The sequence below is a fragment of the Nostoc mirabile CHAB5784 genome (assembly GCF_020829645.1).
Taxonomy (GTDB): Bacteria; Cyanobacteriota; Cyanobacteriia; order Cyanobacteriales; family Nostocaceae; genus Nostoc; species Nostoc mirabile.
The window spans coordinates 1-16594 of record NZ_JAIVFS010000136.1 but is presented as its reverse complement, the minus strand read 5'-3'; the positions used below and the strand labels follow the sequence as shown (position 1 = coordinate 16594).

General features: G+C 41.9%; 16 protein-coding genes and 2 pseudogenes. 8 read left to right on the top strand and 10 right to left on the bottom strand.

Annotated elements, in window-relative coordinates; translation table 11 throughout:
* Nucleotides 1-134: 134 nt before the first annotated feature.
* Nucleotides 135-1847 carry an ABC transporter ATP-binding protein gene (locus LC653_RS39690; RefSeq protein ID WP_308189220.1) on the top strand — a complete coding sequence of 571 codons (1713 nt, stop codon included), beginning with the start codon at nucleotides 135-137 and terminating at the stop codon, nucleotides 1845-1847.
* Between the two features lie 136 nt (nucleotides 1848-1983).
* Here the strand turns inward: LC653_RS39690 and LC653_RS39685 are convergent.
* Nucleotides 1984-2261 (bottom strand): annotated as a pseudogene (locus tag LC653_RS39685) (ISAzo13-like element transposase-related protein).
* 548 nt (nucleotides 2262-2809) lie between these two features.
* Here LC653_RS39685 and LC653_RS39680 point away from each other — a divergent pair.
* Nucleotides 2810-3256 carry a Fur family transcriptional regulator gene (locus LC653_RS39680; protein ID WP_229485035.1) on the top strand — a complete coding sequence of 149 codons (447 nt, stop codon included), beginning with the start codon at nucleotides 2810-2812 and terminating at the stop codon, nucleotides 3254-3256.
* A 135-nt stretch (nucleotides 3257-3391) separates the two neighbouring features.
* Here LC653_RS39680 and LC653_RS39675 read toward each other — a convergent pair whose 3' ends face one another.
* Nucleotides 3392-6433: a pentapeptide repeat-containing protein gene (locus LC653_RS39675; RefSeq protein ID WP_229500813.1), complete on the bottom strand. Its 3042-nt coding sequence runs from the start codon at nucleotides 6431-6433 to the stop codon at nucleotides 3392-3394.
* 142 nt (nucleotides 6434-6575) lie between these two features.
* Here LC653_RS39675 and LC653_RS39670 point away from each other — a divergent pair, with 142 nt between their 5' ends.
* Both LC653_RS39670 and LC653_RS39665 read left to right on the top strand, forming a co-directional pair.
* A complete protein-coding gene (locus LC653_RS39670) occupies nucleotides 6576-8375 on the top strand; it encodes a DUF3685 domain-containing protein (protein ID WP_229500812.1) in 1800 nt (599 codons plus the stop codon).
* A gap of 99 nt (nucleotides 8376-8474) precedes the next feature.
* Nucleotides 8475-9182 (top strand): diacylglycerol/polyprenol kinase family protein, encoded by a 708-nt coding sequence (locus LC653_RS39665; protein ID WP_229500811.1) that lies wholly within the window; start codon nucleotides 8475-8477, stop codon nucleotides 9180-9182.
* Between the two features lie 233 nt (nucleotides 9183-9415).
* Here the strand turns inward: LC653_RS39665 and LC653_RS39660 are convergent, their stop codons facing one another.
* The 6 genes from LC653_RS39660 to LC653_RS39635 form a co-directional block, all read right to left on the bottom strand.
* A complete protein-coding gene (locus tag LC653_RS39660; protein ID WP_229500810.1) occupies nucleotides 9416-9625 on the bottom strand; it encodes a hypothetical protein in 210 nt (69 codons plus the stop codon).
* A gap of 483 nt (nucleotides 9626-10108) precedes the next feature.
* Nucleotides 10109-11563 carry a dihydrolipoyl dehydrogenase family protein gene (locus LC653_RS39655; RefSeq protein WP_229500809.1) on the bottom strand — a complete coding sequence of 485 codons (1455 nt, stop codon included), beginning with the start codon at nucleotides 11561-11563 and terminating at the stop codon, nucleotides 10109-10111.
* Nucleotides 11564-11689: 126 nt separating this feature from the next.
* Complete coding sequence (gene cobD, locus LC653_RS39650) at nucleotides 11690-12769, bottom strand: threonine-phosphate decarboxylase CobD (protein ID WP_229500808.1); 1080 nt, start codon at nucleotides 12767-12769, stop codon at nucleotides 11690-11692.
* A gap of 26 nt (nucleotides 12770-12795) precedes the next feature.
* Nucleotides 12796-13080 (bottom strand): non-specific DNA-binding protein Hbs, encoded by a 285-nt coding sequence (hbs, locus tag LC653_RS39645; protein ID WP_010998076.1) that lies wholly within the window; start codon nucleotides 13078-13080, stop codon nucleotides 12796-12798.
* Between the two features lie 648 nt (nucleotides 13081-13728).
* Nucleotides 13729-13959, bottom strand: a complete 231-nt coding sequence (locus LC653_RS39640) for a DUF433 domain-containing protein (protein WP_229485013.1) — start codon at nucleotides 13957-13959, stop codon at nucleotides 13729-13731.
* Between the two features lie 4 nt (nucleotides 13960-13963).
* The gene (locus LC653_RS39635; protein ID WP_229500807.1) at nucleotides 13964-14608 is read right to left on the bottom strand and encodes a Uma2 family endonuclease; all 645 of its coding nucleotides are present in this window, start codon (nucleotides 14606-14608) and stop codon (nucleotides 13964-13966) included.
* A gap of 111 nt (nucleotides 14609-14719) precedes the next feature.
* Here LC653_RS39635 and LC653_RS39630 point away from each other — a divergent pair, with 111 nt between their 5' ends.
* Genes LC653_RS39630 through LC653_RS47660 form a run of 4 tightly spaced genes read left to right on the top strand, consistent with a single transcriptional unit; the run spans nucleotide 14720 to nucleotide 16141 of the window.
* Nucleotides 14720-15340, top strand: a complete 621-nt coding sequence (locus LC653_RS39630; RefSeq protein WP_229500806.1) for a Uma2 family endonuclease — start codon at nucleotides 14720-14722, stop codon at nucleotides 15338-15340.
* A 58-nt stretch (nucleotides 15341-15398) separates the two neighbouring features.
* Entirely contained in the window at nucleotides 15399-15692 is a 294-nt protein-coding gene (locus tag LC653_RS39625) for a DUF2281 domain-containing protein (RefSeq protein WP_229500805.1), read from the top strand.
* Nucleotides 15692-15970, top strand: coding sequence for a type II toxin-antitoxin system VapC family toxin (locus LC653_RS39620; protein WP_229500804.1), 279 nt, complete (start codon nucleotides 15692-15694; stop codon nucleotides 15968-15970). Before LC653_RS39625 ends, LC653_RS39620 begins: the two co-directional genes overlap by 1 nt.
* 24 nt (nucleotides 15971-15994) lie before the next feature.
* The gene (locus LC653_RS47660; protein WP_372478285.1) at nucleotides 15995-16141 is read left to right on the top strand and encodes a PIN domain-containing protein; all 147 of its coding nucleotides are present in this window, start codon (nucleotides 15995-15997) and stop codon (nucleotides 16139-16141) included.
* A gap of 4 nt (nucleotides 16142-16145) precedes the next feature.
* Here the strand turns inward: LC653_RS47660 and LC653_RS39615 are convergent, their stop codons facing one another.
* Together LC653_RS39615 and LC653_RS48085 are read right to left on the bottom strand one after the other, a co-directional pair.
* Entirely contained in the window at nucleotides 16146-16400 is a 255-nt protein-coding gene (locus tag LC653_RS39615) for a DUF2281 domain-containing protein (protein ID WP_229500803.1), read from the bottom strand.
* A gap of 87 nt (nucleotides 16401-16487) precedes the next feature.
* Nucleotides 16488-16594: pseudogene (locus LC653_RS48085) on the bottom strand (IS982 family transposase); the annotation flags it as partial.

Sequence of the window (16594 nt, the reverse complement as noted above, 5' to 3'; positions counted from 1 at the left end):
CAGTTCTTCTTTGGGCAACTGGCTCAAACTTTCTCGGTCTAATTCTTCAGGCTGGCTTTGGTTCATATTTGTGATACTCACCCTCAAGTGTCCTCCTTGTCAATACTCTGCCACCTGAATCCTTACAGAAATTCTTGTCGTATTACAAGCCATATCTAGGATTGCTGGTTGCAGACCTCGTATGTGCATGTATTGTTTCAATAATTACACTGATACTTCCCTTATGTGCAAGATACATTACTCAAAATGTCTTGGAAAAAAATGTACCCAACGCACTAAGCCAAATATATATAGTCGGCGCGGTCATGCTCACTTTGGTTGGCATTCATGCTTATTGCAACACATTTGTTGACTATCAAGGACACATGATGGGAACCCTGATGGAAAGTAATATGCGTCGTGACTTATTCGAGCATTATCTAAAGCTGTCGTTTCGTTTTTACGATCAACAAAAAACAGGTCAGTTGATGAGCCGTATCACCAATGATTTAATATCAATTAGTGAGCTGTTTCATCATGGGCCTGAAGATATTGCGATCGGGCTAGTGAAGTTTGTCGGTACTTTTATTATTTTGATTACTGTCAACGTTAAGCTGACTTTAATCGTCTTTTTCTTCTTTCCCCTTATGACCGTTTATGCCGTATATTTCAATCAGAAAATGAATGCTGCGCTGAGAGGAAGTAAGGAGAGAATCGGCGATATTAACGCACAAGTTGAAGATACGCTGACAGGTATCAGAGTAGTACAGTCGTTTACCAACGATACAAGAGAAAAGAAGAAGTTTGCCTATGCAAACACCCGTTTTGTTGAGAGCAGGCGAGACGGTTATAAGAGTGAAGCCTACTTTTATCAGGGGATGAATGTCTTTACGCAACTCATGACTATTGTAGTGATTGTCTTTGGCGGTGTTGCTATTGTAAATACTTCTTTGGGTTTAGCCGATTTAGTGACCTATTTGTTGTACATTGGCATCCTCATCGAGCCAATTCAGAAATTTGTTAACTTTGCCAGACTCTATCAGGAAGGTATCACTGGCTTTGACCGATTTATGCACATTATGCAGGTAGAACCGGATATACAAGACTCAGCAGATGCGATTGAACTTACTCATGTTCAAGGAAATGTGGAATTCAAAGATGTAAGCTTCAAGTATAAAGAAGACTATGACCATGTATTAAAGAACATCTCTTTGAGTATAAAAGCTGGCGAATATGTTGCCTTAGTGGGGGCTTCAGGTGTTGGTAAAACAACCCTATGTTCCTTAATTCCCCGCTTTTATGAAGTAAACAATGGAGAAATACTACTTGATGGTGAAAATATTAAAGATATCAGCTTACGCTCATTACGAAGAAATATAGGTATTGTCCAGCAAGATGTGTACTTGTTTGCTGGGACAGTTTTAGAAAATATTTGCTACGGTAAGCTTCAGGCAAGCCAGGAAGAAATCATTGAAGCAGCCAAAAAAGCGAATGCCCATGATTTTATCATGACATTACCGGATGGTTACAATACGGATATTGGTCAGCGTGGCGTAAAATTATCAGGGGGCCAAAAGCAAAGGTTGAGTATTGCACGCGCTTTCTTAAAAAATCCACCCGTTATCATTTTTGATGAAGCGACAAGCAATCTGGATAATGAAAGTGAAAAAGCCATTCAAGATTCATTGGATAAGTTAACCGACAACCGGACAACACTAGTCATAGCCCATCGTCTGTCAACAGTCAGAAACGCACAAAGAATTGTTGTGTTAACGGATAACGGAATTGATGAACAAGGAACGCATGAAGAGTTAATCGCAGTGGATGGTACTTATGCAAATTTATATAATATGCAACTAAAAATATAAGACCAGATTTGACGAAGGAATGAAAATATTCCTTTGTCAGTTCCTAATTATCAATAGTTACGCAAAATTAATGAAAACTATCTTTTTTTGTGTCTTAGGAACGTGGATTAAATAACTTGCAATTCTAAGTGTCGTGTTAGGGTTTAGCTGTATAGTTCCACTGTGGCAAAAAATCATCAAAGAAAATCTCCATTGTTTCTTTAAAACCCTCAGCAACTTTCTTGCCTGTTTGGTAAGATTGATCGATAATCGTTGTAAAAACCTGCAAACCTTTTTGGATAGTGGCTTCTGCCATAAATTCGGACACGTATTTACACTATCAAAAATAACACCTTTACAAGCTCTACTTAGATGTGGGAAAAGACGATGCTCAATTGGGTTGTACTTAATACTCTTGTGTTGATAATTAATCAAACTATACAAGATTTATACGCAAATCTGACCTTCTCTAATTTCTTTGATACTTTTGCTTAATTTCCGCTCGTTATAACAAATATACATCTCGTTGCTAACCTTGATATGAGCAGATGGCGATACCTGCGGCGGTCACTGACCGCAGCCGAAGTGCGGGCTACGCTTACACTACTCACTTACACCAAATTTCTCCACTTAAATGTTACTTTCGTAATGGCAATAAATACTCGCATTTAACTAAAAAATTACTACACGATTAACATGGTGTGCCATTAGAATTAGCCTACTTGGGGCAGACGTTGCCTTTTCCAAGGTGGACATTTACAGCAATTTTAAGTTAAAGTTGTAATGAGTTTGTTTTAGATTAAGGTCTGACAAAGTAGCCGTCAATAAGCAAAAAAATCATTATCGCAACCTGTAACTTCCGCAGCATCAAAAGCCAAAACACAAGTACAGGTTAAAAAGTAGTATGCAATATCATTGCATATATTAAATAAGCAATAAACATTTAAATGGGAAAATTCCCTCAACAGTTAAGAAACTGTAATATGCAAAAAGAAACAATTTCTACAAAACCAATTCGTTCCCTAGAAGATGCGCTTGAGCAGTGCCAAATCTTGGGTATGCGCGTCAGCCGCCAGCGTCGCTTTATTCTGGAATTACTTTGGCAAGCAAATGAACATCTTTCTGCTAGAGAGATTTACGATCGCTTGAACCAACAAGGTAAAGATATCGGTCATACTTCTGTTTATCAAAATTTAGAAGCATTATCCAGTCAGGGCATCATTGAGTGTATTGAACGCTGTGATGGGCGTTTGTACGGCAATATCAGTGACTCTCACAGTCATGTAAACTGTATAGATACAAATCAAATTCTTGATGTCCATGTGGAACTGCCAGAAGAGTTAATCCGCAAAATTGAAGAAGAAACAGGAGTACGGATTACTGATTACAGTATTAACTTTTTTGGTTACCGTAACCCGCAAGAGGGATAGGGAGCAGGGAGCAGGGAGTGGGGAGTGGGGAGTGGGGAGCAGGGAGTAGGGGGAGATGAGGGAGTGAGGGAGTGAGGGACAAGAATTAATAACCAATGCCCTATTCCCTATTCCCTACTCCCTATTCCCTATTCCCTATTCCCCAATAGAATTATTGCCAAAAATTGTCTCATCATCGGCATCATCATCATATAAATCTACTGGTAAAATTGTGCCTTCAGAGCTTTCAATTAGTCCGATCGCAGGGAGTTTGTTCCAATTATCTGTGTTTGTCGCAATTTTGACAGTATTTAAGAAGGGCTGCTGCGATGCCTGCGGCGGTAAACTACGCAAATGCTTCAATCTTTGAAACGATTCTTGGGAGAACAAAGCATCATTATCGATGGCTAATTTTTTGTCAGCCTCAGCGAGAATGGCATCAAATAAGCAGGCGTTAGTGAGATTGGCAGAATTAAGATTTGTCCCCATAAGATTTGCCTGTTGGAGGTTTGCGCCTGTAAGGTTTGCACCTGCGAGGTTTGCACCTGCGAGGTTTGCCTGTTGCAGGTTTGCGCCTGCGAGGTTCGCCTGTTGCAAATTCGCTCCAGCCAAATTCGCCCCGATTAACTCCGCATTGGATAAGTTTGTCTGCTCAAGATTTACCCCAGTTAAGATTACTTGTAACAAAGAGGCTCCCGATAAATTGAGTCCAGCCAGAGACTTAATTCGGGTTGCGAAGGCATTCTTATGCAAAAGGCTTGTTCTAGCAATCAGCGCACTTAAAGCCTCTGGATTGAATTCTGCCAAATTGACTGGATTCCCACAAGGCCAAAAGGGAACTTTTGTTTCTCGGTAGCAAGCACAAAGCAATAAAAACACATTCAGTCCCACCGCAGCATTCACCTGCTCAACATTCACTGGGTTTTGCAGTGCGTGGAAATGAGTCAAAGCTTTGTGAGCTATCCCTTCATCCAACCAGCAGCCTTGACAGTAAGCACGCCAGAAAGACAAAAGCCGTTGGAACAAAACTTCAAAGGAAAACTTGTGCTTTTGCTCCCGGCGTAAAATTGCGTAGGCGCAGCCCGCCGCAGGCATCGCCAATTCCTCAATTTCTTGGCTCAGTATCCCGTAACCCAGTAAATTGTAAATATGCTGGGCTACACCACTAGGAGAATCAAGCACAAAGGTGAGCTTGCCATAAACCTCATCTTGGCACTGAGTCAACAATTTCAACTCAGCAGTCACAGCCTCAGCACAAAGATATTCTCCTAACTTAATATGCGAAAATTCAATTAAACTAGTTTTCGCTGCACTTTTGCCTGAGCTTTCTAAATCCCGAATTTTAAAATAAAACCCTGGTAGAGAATTAAATTCACCAGCCAAATTAATTTGATGACGTTGTGAGTGTAAAATTTTCAGAGCGATCGCTTGCATCTGCTCAAGTAAATCTTCGGGATGACGATTAGCAAGTAAATTAGCGATCGCTTCGTTAGTACGGTGGATATGAGCCAATCCTGATCGCAGTAGCATCGTCTTAATACCGCCAGTTAGCGGATAGCCCAACAACCATCGACTCAGGCGATGATAAATTTCCCATAACAGAGAAGACTTTGGGTTATGAGCAGCTAAGTGTAATAGTTCATCATCTAGCAGTCCCTCGCGGTGTAAAATGCCCAGCAAATGCAGCATTAAGGGTTGACGGACAAGAGCAGATAATTCTCTTAACTTTGATTGACTGGTAAATAAGCCAGCCTGTTTTAAGAATGTAAAGAAATTTTGAGCGATCGCCAACGATTGCACTTTTGTCCATTGCTGAAACCATTGTTTGAGTTCCTCCGCATCCAATGGCTGAATGATAATTCGCTTCAATGGCAACGGTATCTCTGGGGCAATTTCTTGTAATGTCGTTGATCGACTCGTTAACAAAATTTTGTGTCTATGTTGAGATTGAAAGTTCAGTAATTGCTGAATAAAAATTGCTTTTGCCCTTATACCATGAGCAGAAGGGGGCAGTTCATCCAAACCATCTAGCAGCAACAAACAAGGGAGATTTTCTTGCTCTAACCAAGTTGAAAGATTAACAGCAAAGGCAGAATTTAGAGTTTCGATGAAGGTTTTGCCATAAGTTACATCTCGTAACTTAATTACTATAGGCATCCAATTAGGGTAAAATTCCTGTGCTACCTGTGCTGCCCAAAGTTGACAAAAACTAGTTTTTCCATAACCAGGTTCCGATTCAATGAGAGCGATCGTTTCTACATCAGCTAGCTGTTGTTGCGCCCATGTTTTTAAATCAACTGGCTTAACAGTTTTTTTATCCTGCTCAGAAATACTTTCCTCTATTGGTAAGCCTTTTTGTGCAACATAGATATCCTTGAGGGCAAAGGATTCCATGAGCAAAGGCATACTGAGATTTTTAATCAAACTTGCACGGTAATGTTCTCGGTGCAAATCAATTTTCTCACCGACTATAGAACCCACATTTGGGGTGATCAAATTGGGAGATAATGAAATCCCTAAACGAAAAAATTTTTGCAGTTGAGCTAAAGGTGCAGCATTTTCGGTAACGACTACCAGTAAGTGACCAGGAAGTGAGTTGAGCAAACGCTCTGTTAGGAGTTTAGCTTCAGGTTCCTCTGCACCATTGGCAATTAACCAAGCTATGGCAGCGTTATTTATTTGTTGCACCAGTAATGAGTCGGCAACCAAAGACAGCGCTTGTTCAGCTTGAGTGTCAGTTAATTTGCCTGGACTGAGAGTTTTTAGTAACCCTTGCAGTTGCGGATCTTGGAGGGTGAGTTTACCCATTTCCTCCTTCAGGATGGGTATATTTGCCCGGTCTAGCCACGGTCTTTGCAAGCTTGCTTCCTGCTCTATAATTGCTTGCAAAGCTTGGAGATAGCCAATTTGAAACGCTAGCCATGTGCCTTCGTTACGTTTTAACGGTTTTTTTTGGCTGAGGCTACGCAACAGGTTTTCTGTCAACTGGGAAATGACACTGATTTCTTCCCAAACAATCCCTAAAGGCAGTTCTAAAACCTCTACCAAGGTACAGATATCAAAAGGCATCAGGCTTTTGACTTCCATATCCTGAACAATCCGGTAGGCAATACCTGCCAATTGCCCCGCCGAAAATCCTCTGATTTGATTGATTGCGATATAGCGTTCCGCCAACCAGTGCCGAATACTCAAGTTCATTTAATTACACAGTGAAGGCTGCATAAGGCAATTATGATCGATTTATCAGTTTGCGAAAACTGGTGACAATGGGGAAGGCAAAGTTTTGTATCAAAGCTGTTTTCTGATTGGTAAAAACATTGCTTGTGTAATTGAGTAGACTATGAGCGATCGCCCGATAAAATTATTGTTAATCGACCAAGACCCGATTTTTCGTCTGGGATTAAGGGTAGCTCTAGAAGCAATTCCTAACCTAGAAGTAACAGGAGTGGTAGAAACCGATACTGCTGCCTTGCAGATTTTAGCAGAAATTGCCCAAGAAGACCCAAATCAGGTAAATTTGCTGGTTTTGGAATTCGGTAATGGTCGCTCTACCACCAGTCAACAGCTAGGTTTACAATTCTGTCGGCAACTCAAAGCCTTATATCCCAACCTGCCAATTTTACTTCTCAGTTCTGTTCAAGAACAAGGACTGCTATTGGCTGCAAAATCTGTTGGTATTAATGGCTACTGCCCCAAAGGTACACCACTTCCTGAGTTAGTCGCCGCCATGCAAGAAGTTGCAGATGGTGGTGACTATTGGTTTCGGGACATGGAAGCAATCACAACTCCTAACTCCCTACTTCATAGTAGAGACGCGATTAATCGCGTGGGTAGAGACGCGATTAATCGCGTCTCTACCCACTCACCACTTCCCTTCTCCAAACTGCGAAATAATTTACGTTTGTCAGGAATTGCTCACATTGAAGCTACCCTAGCCGCAGTAACAGCACAATTACAAGTTCCCGGACTACCAGTATTAGATCGAGCAATTCTAGCTGGACAGAGGCGAGAACTTCTAGCGGCTCGTTGGTTGCTAAATCAGTTGTTGGTTTCATCACAAGAAAGGCAAGAGGAAAATGTGTCCGTTGCTGATGAACCGCCTCTGGCTGCTTCGTTGAGTAGTGCCATTCAACAAGGGCAAACTGTGCCACCTTTACTTAGTCCAGGAACACTACAATCTGCATTATTTGCATCTTGTGTTACCAAACTTCAATTTATTTTACGAAATGTCACAGATGTACCTTTAGAAATCGACATATTTCGTGAAGATAAAAAACGGGAATTACTTTATCTTATCCTGCAAAAACTAGCTGAACAGTTGGATGAATTGCGTGCTTCTCAAATAGATATAAATCAATTATATGAGGCAAGATTTAGTTTATTACGCGAGTTATGGCAAGCAGCAATTACAGATTTTTTTGGTAAGTTTTCTCGGATAAAACTAGGAAATCAAAACATAGAAATTGTTAATTACTTATTACCAAGTATAGAAGTTGTGCAAAGAGATATTCTTAATAAAATTCCGTTAGTTTGTGAGTTGTATTCCTATCTAATATTTCAAACAGAATTGAACATTGATAATACCTCCTATCCAGTATTCAGCGCTGAAGCCAAGTGCCAAGCATTAATGATTTTAGAGAACTTGTTGATTCAGGTAGCGAATGGGGTAGTGCAACCACTGCTAAATTCTTTAGCAGATGTAGAGGAGATTAAGCACAACTTTTATGGACGGCAATTGATTTCCACAAGAGAAATTGAACGATTTAGAAATGATTTGTCGTGGAAATATCGATTAAAAAATTATATAAATGAACCAAAAGCCGTTTTTGAAAGTCGCTACGAACTCTTTGTAATTGCGCCTCGTGGTATCGCTAATACATCGGTTTATGCTCCTCGAAATCAGGAGTTAGTAAAACTTTCTAATATTCCTTTAGTAGTGACATTGCTTTTAGAATTTAGTGATGCGATCGCACCGCGTTTAAAATCACTATTAGCTTTTGTAGGTAGCGGTATAGTCTTCATTCTCACCCAAATAATTGGTAGAGGTATAGGTTTAATCGGTCGTGGTATTCTTCAAGGTATTGGTAGTGCTTCGTTAATAGAAAAGAACTTTAGACGAAATAGCGATCGATTCAAGTGAAGAAGCAGGGGGGCAGGGGGAGATGAGGGAGATGAGGGAGCAGAGGAAGAAGAATTATTGATGAATGCCCAATGACAAATGACAAATGACAAATGACAAATGACAAATGATTTTATCGGGCTAGCAATTTCTTATGTTTATGCTATTGGTCTGCTTGTCATTGGCGAGGGACTGCGTAGGCTGTTTGGTGTAAAGCCGGATTTTACTCGCAAGCTAATCCATATTGGTGCAGGGATGTGGGCTTTCGGCGTCCTGCTACTGTTTAACCACTGGGAAATCGGAATTATACCTTTTGCTAGCTTTATCGGACTCAACTACCTGTTTTACCGCTACCGAATCATCGGCGCAATGGATACCCAGGATAGCTCCCCTGGTACAGTTTATTTCGCTATCTCAGTAACGCTGCTTTTCGGGCTACTATGGCGACCAGATGGGCCAGTAGATAGCGTTGCGATCGCCGTAGCTGGGATAATGGCGATGACCTGGGGTGATGCACTGGCAGCATTAATCGGTAGACGCTTCGGGCAGCATAAATACCAAGTGGGAAATTCTGTGCGTTCTTGGGAAGGTTCAGCAGCAATGTTTGTAGCGAGTACAGTGGCAATTTTCTTGGTGCTGTTGCTGCTACCTGGTTCCTCCCTGAGTCCCCTAGCAAAACCTTTTAGTTTGGCATGGGCTTTATTGACGGCGGTGATAACTGCTACTTTCGCCACCCTAGCAGAGGCAGTCTCGCCCCACGGCACAGATAACCTCAGCGTGCCTCTAGTAGCGGCTGGGGTAGTGTGGGTAATAATGCAGGGGTTTTAAACCAATACGCTTGGGTTGCAATACTGCTCGGGTTTTGGTGCATAGTCATTGGAGATCCCCCTTAGTCTCCCGATAAATTGGGGGAAAATAAGGCATTTTGAGCAAGCCTTAAAAAGGGGGGTTGGGGGGATCGACTCAAAACCTACGCAGTATTGGGTTGGGTTGAACATTCGTGTTACCCAACAAATGCCGGAAAATGTTGGGTTTCGTTCCTCAACCCAACCTACGCAAATTTATTTTTCTGGCTTAACCCAAGCGTATTGGGTTTTAAACCAAAATTTAACTTCCGAGTTCAGAGGCTCAACTTCCGAGTTCAAAGGCTCAACTTCCGAGTTCAGAGGCTCAACTTCCGAGTTCAAAGGCTCAACTTCCGAGTTCAGAGGCTCAACTTCCGAGTTCAAAGGCTCAACTTCCGAGTTCAAAGGCTCAACCTCCGAGTTCAAAGGCTTAACTTCCGAGTTCAGAGGCTCAACTTCCGAGTTCAGAGGCTCAACTTCCGAGTTCAGAGGCTCAACTCCAAACTTCTAACTCCCTACTCCCCACTCAGGGCTATTTCGTTCTAGACATAAACCGCCCAGAACTAAAGTTCCGCGGCTCATAGCCCAAGTCCACGCTTAGTGGACTAAAAGCCTTTCTTAGTCGTCTTTAGACAACTTTTGCTATTAGCCTCAGAATTTATTCTGAGGTGGGCTAGATGAGAATGAAATAGCTCTGACCGAAAACGACTCATGATACAGAGCAAGTAAATTTATTTATGGAGAAGCAAAAAAATGTGTAACGAGTGGCACAGCGCATATTTACGAAGTCCGTTTACAGAGCAACTAAATTTATTTATGGGGATCAATAATGCAAGAATTTTGAATGCGTGAATTTTGAATTCGGAGCGTTCGCGCAGCGTCTCGTAGAGAAGCGACGTGACTCCCCACTCACAAATTCCAATTGCGGCGGAAATGGAAGAAGCCTTCTAAAAACTCTTGCAAAGCAATATTGCTATTTAACCTTTGCTTACTCCACTCTCTTGCAGCTTGTTCTAGAATTTCTGAAAAACTCGGATAGACAGGAGATAAATTTGCTAAATCTTTGACTTTAATTTTTTGGGACATTGCCAAGGCAATCAAATTAATCAACTCTCCAGCTTCTGCCCCCAATATCGAAGCTCCCAAAATTTCGCCGTTGTCTAGCACAATTAATTTACACATACCAGTAGTTTCGTCCCGAAGTTGGGCTGCTGCTACTGTTTTAAAATATTGTCGCAAAACTAAAACTTCATCTCGACTAAAGAGGCGTTTTGCCTGCGCCTCTGTCAAACCCACTTGCGCCACCATCGGCACAGAAAAGATTGCCCAAGGAATGAAGCGATAATCTACTTGTAACCTGGGGAAAAATAGTGCATTGTTCAGGGCAATTTTTGCTTCATAATTAGCGATATTGGCAAAGTCGTAACCACCAATTACATCACCACAGGCGTAAATGCGGTGATTAGTGGTTTGCAGTTTATCATTCACTACCAAGCTACGCCGATACCATTTCACACCTACTGTTGCCAAATTTAAAGATTCAAGATTCGGCTGTTGTCCAGTCGCCACTAAAATCTCATCAGTTTCAATTGCCTTATCTCCTGCTTGAATCCACTTTTTATCCTCAATTAGCCTCACCTGAGTTACTGGTTTATCGGTGAGGACGCGCACACCTTCGACTTCTAACTGTGCCTGAAGCAATATGGCTATCTCAGGGTCAATATTGGTTAGAACATAAGGGTGCTTGACTACCAGCGTCACACTGCAACCAAACCGCGCTAAAGTTTGAGCAATTTCAATGCTTTGGGGAATTCCGCCTATAATTACCCAATTTTTGGGTAATGTCCCTCGCTGTAAGGATTGCCAAATATTAGATAGGGTTAGGTAGCCAGTGGCTTGCAATCCTTCAATATCTGGAATTTCTGGACGCGAACCACTAGCGAGTAAATAGGTACGGGCGCGTAATAGGCGATTGTTAACGGCAAAAGCCAGTTGAGGTGAAGATTGAAATTGACCACTGCCAACGATGATATCTACCCCCGACGCGGCTAGGATGGCTGGAGAATGCTGTTCTTTGAGATTTGAGGCAACGCATTGAGCATATAGCATAGCTTCTTGCCATGCTATAGATATGTGGCATTCTTCTGAGGTATCAGTGTGTGTGACATGAATACCAAAACTAGCGGCATCATTCAACTTCTGCGCCAGTTTACCGATTTCGGTAAGAGCATGGTGATCAGTAAACCTGTAGTCTACTTTAGGTTCCACCAGGGCAACTGTAGCACGTAGTTGGGTTGCAGCAAGGGCAGCGTAGTATCCAGCAAGACTGCCGCCAATAATTACAACATCGTAGTCAATAGTCATTTGTCATTTGTCATTTGTCATTGGGCATTGGGAAGAGGCAGAGGGGCTCTTAGCAGGGAGCAGAGGAGAAAAGCTAAGTTTTTATTCTTCCCCTTGCCCCCTGCAAGAACTGCTTCTTCATCTCCCCTACTCCCTACTCCCCACTCCCCACTCCCCACTCAACGCTGTTAGTAAGCGTTGGTTATCAGACTCTTCACGTACAGCAACCCGGAAAAAGCGATCGCCTAGTTCTTTAAAACTAAGGCAATCGCGGATTAAAATCTGGTGATGCTTGAGTAATTGTTGTTGTAACTGTGAAGTAGACTGTTGAGACTCAACCAGTAAAAAGTTAGCAGCACTTATTTGGGGTTGCAATCCTGGTATTTCAGCCAAACCCTGAAAGAGTTGGTTTCGTGCAGGTGGTAGCCATGCCCAGGTTTGCTGCTGAAACTCCGTATCCTGAAGTGCCGCAATTGCCGCCGCCGCCGCTAGCGTGTTTACCGGCCAAGGGTCACGCCATAGCTGCCATTTAGCTAGGCAGTCGGGGTGTGCGATCGCATATCCTAATCGCAGTCCAGGAAGACTGTAAAATTTGGTCAGCGATCGCAATACTACTAAATTCCTATATTCCTGCACCACCGGAATCAGGCTTTGTTCCTCATTGGGCAGCACAAAATCCATAAATGCTTCATCCACCACAACCAAAGCAAATTGCTCCAGGTAGGGCAAAATAGAGTCCCGCGAAAATAGTTTTCCAGTTGGGTTGTGGGGATTATTCAGCAATAGTCCTTTGTCCTTTGTCAATGACAAATGACCAATGACCAATGACCAATGACCAATGACCAATGACAAAGGACACTCCAGGACTTTAGCGTTGTACGCCTTCAGGGTTCGGTAGTAGTCACCAAAGGCTGGAGTGATTAAAATTGTCGCGGCTAATTGGGCTAATTCCCTACCTATGAGAGTGAGTAATTCTGCGGAGCCGTTACCCGGCAGAATCCACTCAGGCGGCAATTGATGGAAGTGACTGAGAGCTAGTCTCAGTTCACTATAATTTGGGTCTGGATAGTGCTTAAGATTACCGATTTGGGACAGTATAGCAGCGATCGCGCTATTTGGAGGCCCCAACGGGCTGATGCTAGCAGAGAAATCCAGAATAGCATCAGGGGGACAGCCAGCCAGTGCTGCTGCCCAGGCTAAATTTCCCCCGTGTGCAGGTTGCCGCATTAAAAAAGGGTTCCCGAAGACAGAACCTATGCTTTTGGGGGTGCTACCTTTTCTCTAAACAGTTTTCCTGCCGAGAAGGCAGGAACCCTCGTGGCTGGAATTTCCATTTTTTCATTTGTTTTCGGGTTGCGACCTTCGCGGGCTTTACGTTCCCGTGATTCAAATGAGCCAAATCCTACCAATGTTACCTTATCACCAGAGGAAACCGCTTCAATAATCGTTTCCAAAGCAGCAGTTAAGACTGCATCCGCTTGTTTCTTGGTAACACTAGCTTTTTCAGCTACGGCATCAACTAATTCACCTTTGTTCATGTCAAACTCCTGAAGGTTTACTTGAGATTCTTTACGGATGCACCCTGATGCATCTGTACTGAAATCTTCGTTTGGGAAAATACAAAAATCATCCTTTGGGAGTAGCTTTACTCAAAACGGCTGTACATCCCATCGGCTCGACTTTTCAATGAATCATTCTAAGGTGTTGTAGCCTGATGTGGATAGATGAAACCATTAATTTATATAGATTTCAGGATTTTTTGTAATTTTAGGGTACTTGTTTCACTAAAAACCACCCCAAAAGTAGGAAAAAATACCTAGTAAATCCCGCGTAGGCGCAGCCCGCCGCAGGCATCGCCAAGAAAACAGGATAGTGATGAGGTGGGAGATGGTTAGCGTTTGTTGGGATTCATTACCGATGGTGAAGAGTTATTGCTGAGATTAATTAATATTTATGAAAAATAGTTTGTAGTAAGCACTAAAGTGCTTAAGAAATGAGGACTTAGCGCCGTGTGCAACTTTCTTTCAAACCTAACCCCCAGCCCCTTAAGAGCAAGGGAAGGGGAGCAAGAATCAAAGCCTCTCTCCGTTTCGGGGAGAGGAATGGAAGTGGGGTTCTAAGAATAAGTTGCACATCGCGTGATTTAAGTCCTTACTACGAACTTGCTTACCCATCAATCCAGATATTCATGCAGTCAATCGAGGAAAGTCTGTTCGCCGCGCTGCAAATAACAAACAGGCTTGGATGTCTTCTGGTTCTAAATCAGGAAAATCCTCTAAAATTTCGGCTGAACTCACATTTTCGGCCAGCATCTCTAAAATATCACTTACACGGATTCGCATTCCTCTAATACAGGGGCGACCTCCGCATTGCCCAGGATTTTGCGTAATTCGACTCATTAGGCTAGCTTTAGTCATGATTTTACTGTTTCTTAGTAGAAATTTTCTGTTGCACCCAAACCCGAAAAGCACGGGTAGTAGCAATTTCCCCATTCTTTTTAGCTTCTTGGATAAATCGAGGAATCTCCTTGACTGACACAGGTGCAAAAGTAGGGCTGGTTTCGACTTCTGAGTATTGCCCACCTGCAAGCGTGTAGACTCGCAACACACTGCCGTTATAACGCCAAAATTCCGGGACTCCCATCGCAGCATAAAGCCTCAGCTTGTTTATTGCAGACCTGGAATATTCCACTTCCAGCACAAGGTCAGGAGGCGGGTCGAGAGCTATGTCAATATTTTCTTTATCTCGAACTAGGGCTTCATTTTGAATATAGTAGCTACTATCTGGCTCGGCTCCCTTCTCTAAATCATCCCGCGTTAAAGTTAATGAACCAGCGCGTTTAATTTCCCAACCCAACTCTTCGCACAATACACCAACAAAAACTTCTATTAAGCGATTTGAGTTCTCGTGCGGCATTTGTGGGGTCATAATTTCTACGGTTCCATCGTCATAAGCAAATCGGGAATTACGTTCTGAACCCATTTCAGCCAGCATAGTTTTAAATGTCTGCCAGCTAATGTTATGCAGTAAAACCCTATTTTCTGCGGATGTTGTTATTGCCACCATAGTTCAGTTCTCCGCAACAAACCTTTTCCAGTACTGTACCCCTTAATATTACTGTTAAGGCTGAACGTAAGAAAGCGATATGATCGAAACGACTACTAGGGGTGATAGATTATGACTCAAGCCATACCAAAACTAGTAACCTTTGAAGATTTTGCAGCGTGGCGACCCGAAGGTGGAAGATATGAATTACATGATGGAGTGATTGTTGAAATGGCACAACCAGTAGGAGACCATGAGGATATTGTCGGGTTTTTGGTTGAAAAAATTGCTATTGAGTACGTTCGTAATGGTCTACCTTATACAATCCCCAAAACTGCGCTGGTAAAACCAACTAATTCCGAATCTGCCTATTCCCCAGATGTGCTATTACTGAATCGCCCTAATTTAGTGAATGAGCCGCTATGGAAAAAAGAATCAACTGTAAGCCTTGCAGCATCAATTCCTTTAGTAGTTGAGGTAGTTAGTACCAACTGGGATGATGACTACTATACAAAACAGGGTAAGTATGAGGGTATTGGAATTCCTGAATACTGGGTTGTAGATTATCTCGGTCTAGGCGCTAAAAAGTTCACTGGCAACCCTAAACAGCCTACTATATCTATTTATCAATTAATCGATGGTGAATACCAAGTTACTCAATTTAGAGGCAACAATCGAATCGTCTCGCCTACTTTCCCGGAATTAAATTTAACAGCAGAACATATTTTTAAAGCTGGAGGTATACCAACGTAGACACAACCAGACTTGCTGTTTTACACTACTAAAAAATGTCAGTTAAAGAGGCGTGAATATGAAAATCAAAGAACAACTTATCGAAGAAATTGAATCAGCACCAGATGCACTTTTGACTGAAACACTTAATTTTTTACGTTTTTTGAAAACAAAGCAAACCCAAGTCCAACCTACACAACATCAAGTAGAATTTGCTAGTCATACTACTGTTAATTCCACAGGAAGCTCACTTCTAGAACATCTGAAAACTATAGGTACTTGGGAAGGTGATGATTTAGTAGAAGAGTGCCTAAACCTAGTAATAGCTAGCCGTGGTCAAGCAGAGTTTAATGAAGATAATCCTTTTGAATAATGTACCTAATCGATACAAATCACTGTAGTCTAGCTATTTTAGATAACGTCAATATATTAAGTCGCCTTGCTGAGGTTGAAAACAGTCTAGTTTCAACTTGTGTCATTGTGCAGGGAGAATTAATAGATATGGCAACACGTTCTCAAAGGCAACAAAGTAATTTAGCATTAGTACAAAATTTTATTAGAGGTATTTATATTTACAATATTGATCAGCAAACTGCTAATACTTATGGTCAACTCAAAGCTGCTTTATTCAATCAATTTGCACCAAAATAAAAAAGCAAGCGCAGAAAAACTAAGATAACTGATTTAGGTTTTGGTGAAAATGACTTGTGGATTGCTTCTATTGCTCTGCAACAAAATCTCACCATTGTCTCAGCCGATAGCGACTTTCAACGTATTCAACAAGTCAGAACATTATCTGTTGAATCTTGGCTTAAAAGCTGAAAACTCATGTTTTTTCAAATCTAAAGATCCCCCCTAGCCCACCTCTGGCACTGACGAGTTCTTTTTCGATTCCATCTTCATCTAATAAATTTTTACCAGAAGCAACAATCCTATTGCGAATTTGCTGCAAATGTTCTCCCAATGGGATTTTATTTGCAGAGTTTTTCAAACCAAGAAATTCAACAAAATCTAAAACTTCCTCTTGTTTTTCTTGTGGAAGAGAACGCCACTTGGTTAATAACTCTTGTTCTGAACTCATTAGCATTCACCCACTACTGTTACTTTTATTGTGATTGGGTATTTTTATTCTAGAATGACATTTAAACTTAACGTGAGTTCGATGGAACTAAAAAATCGCAGGAGGTAGAGCAGGTAAATCTTTCGGGGAAATGTCAATACCAGGTTTTTTGGGTAAATAGGTGTAGGCGGTTAAACCAGCTATCAAGTTAACCA

Bases quoted from the DNA above. Each gene is read 5' to 3' on its own strand.
- LC653_RS39680 (WP_229485035.1), top strand. From the start codon at position 2,810: ATGCAAAAAGAAACAATTTCTACAAAACCAATTCGTTCCCTAGAAGAT.
- LC653_RS39675 (WP_229500813.1), bottom strand. From the start codon at position 6,433: ATGAACTTGAGTATTCGGCACTGGTTGGCGGAACGCTATATCGCAATC.
- LC653_RS39670 (WP_229500812.1), top strand. From the start codon at position 6,576: ATGAGCGATCGCCCGATAAAATTATTGTTAATCGACCAAGACCCGATT.
- LC653_RS39665 (WP_229500811.1), top strand. From the start codon at position 8,475: ATGACAAATGATTTTATCGGGCTAGCAATTTCTTATGTTTATGCTATT.
- LC653_RS39655 (WP_229500809.1), bottom strand. From the start codon at position 11,563: ATGACTATTGACTACGATGTTGTAATTATTGGCGGCAGTCTTGCTGGA.
- cobD (WP_229500808.1), bottom strand. From the start codon at position 12,769: ATGCGGCAACCTGCACACGGGGGAAATTTAGCCTGGGCAGCAGCACTG.
- hbs (WP_010998076.1), bottom strand. From the start codon at position 13,080: ATGAACAAAGGTGAATTAGTTGATGCCGTAGCTGAAAAAGCTAGTGTT.
- LC653_RS39640 (WP_229485013.1), bottom strand. From the start codon at position 13,959: ATGACTAAAGCTAGCCTAATGAGTCGAATTACGCAAAATCCTGGGCAA.
- LC653_RS39635 (WP_229500807.1), bottom strand. From the start codon at position 14,608: ATGGTGGCAATAACAACATCCGCAGAAAATAGGGTTTTACTGCATAAC.
- LC653_RS39630 (WP_229500806.1), top strand. From the start codon at position 14,720: ATGACTCAAGCCATACCAAAACTAGTAACCTTTGAAGATTTTGCAGCG.
- LC653_RS39625 (WP_229500805.1), top strand. From the start codon at position 15,399: ATGAAAATCAAAGAACAACTTATCGAAGAAATTGAATCAGCACCAGAT.
- LC653_RS39620 (WP_229500804.1), top strand. From the start codon at position 15,692: ATGTACCTAATCGATACAAATCACTGTAGTCTAGCTATTTTAGATAAC.
- LC653_RS39615 (WP_229500803.1), bottom strand. From the start codon at position 16,400: ATGAGTTCAGAACAAGAGTTATTAACCAAGTGGCGTTCTCTTCCACAA.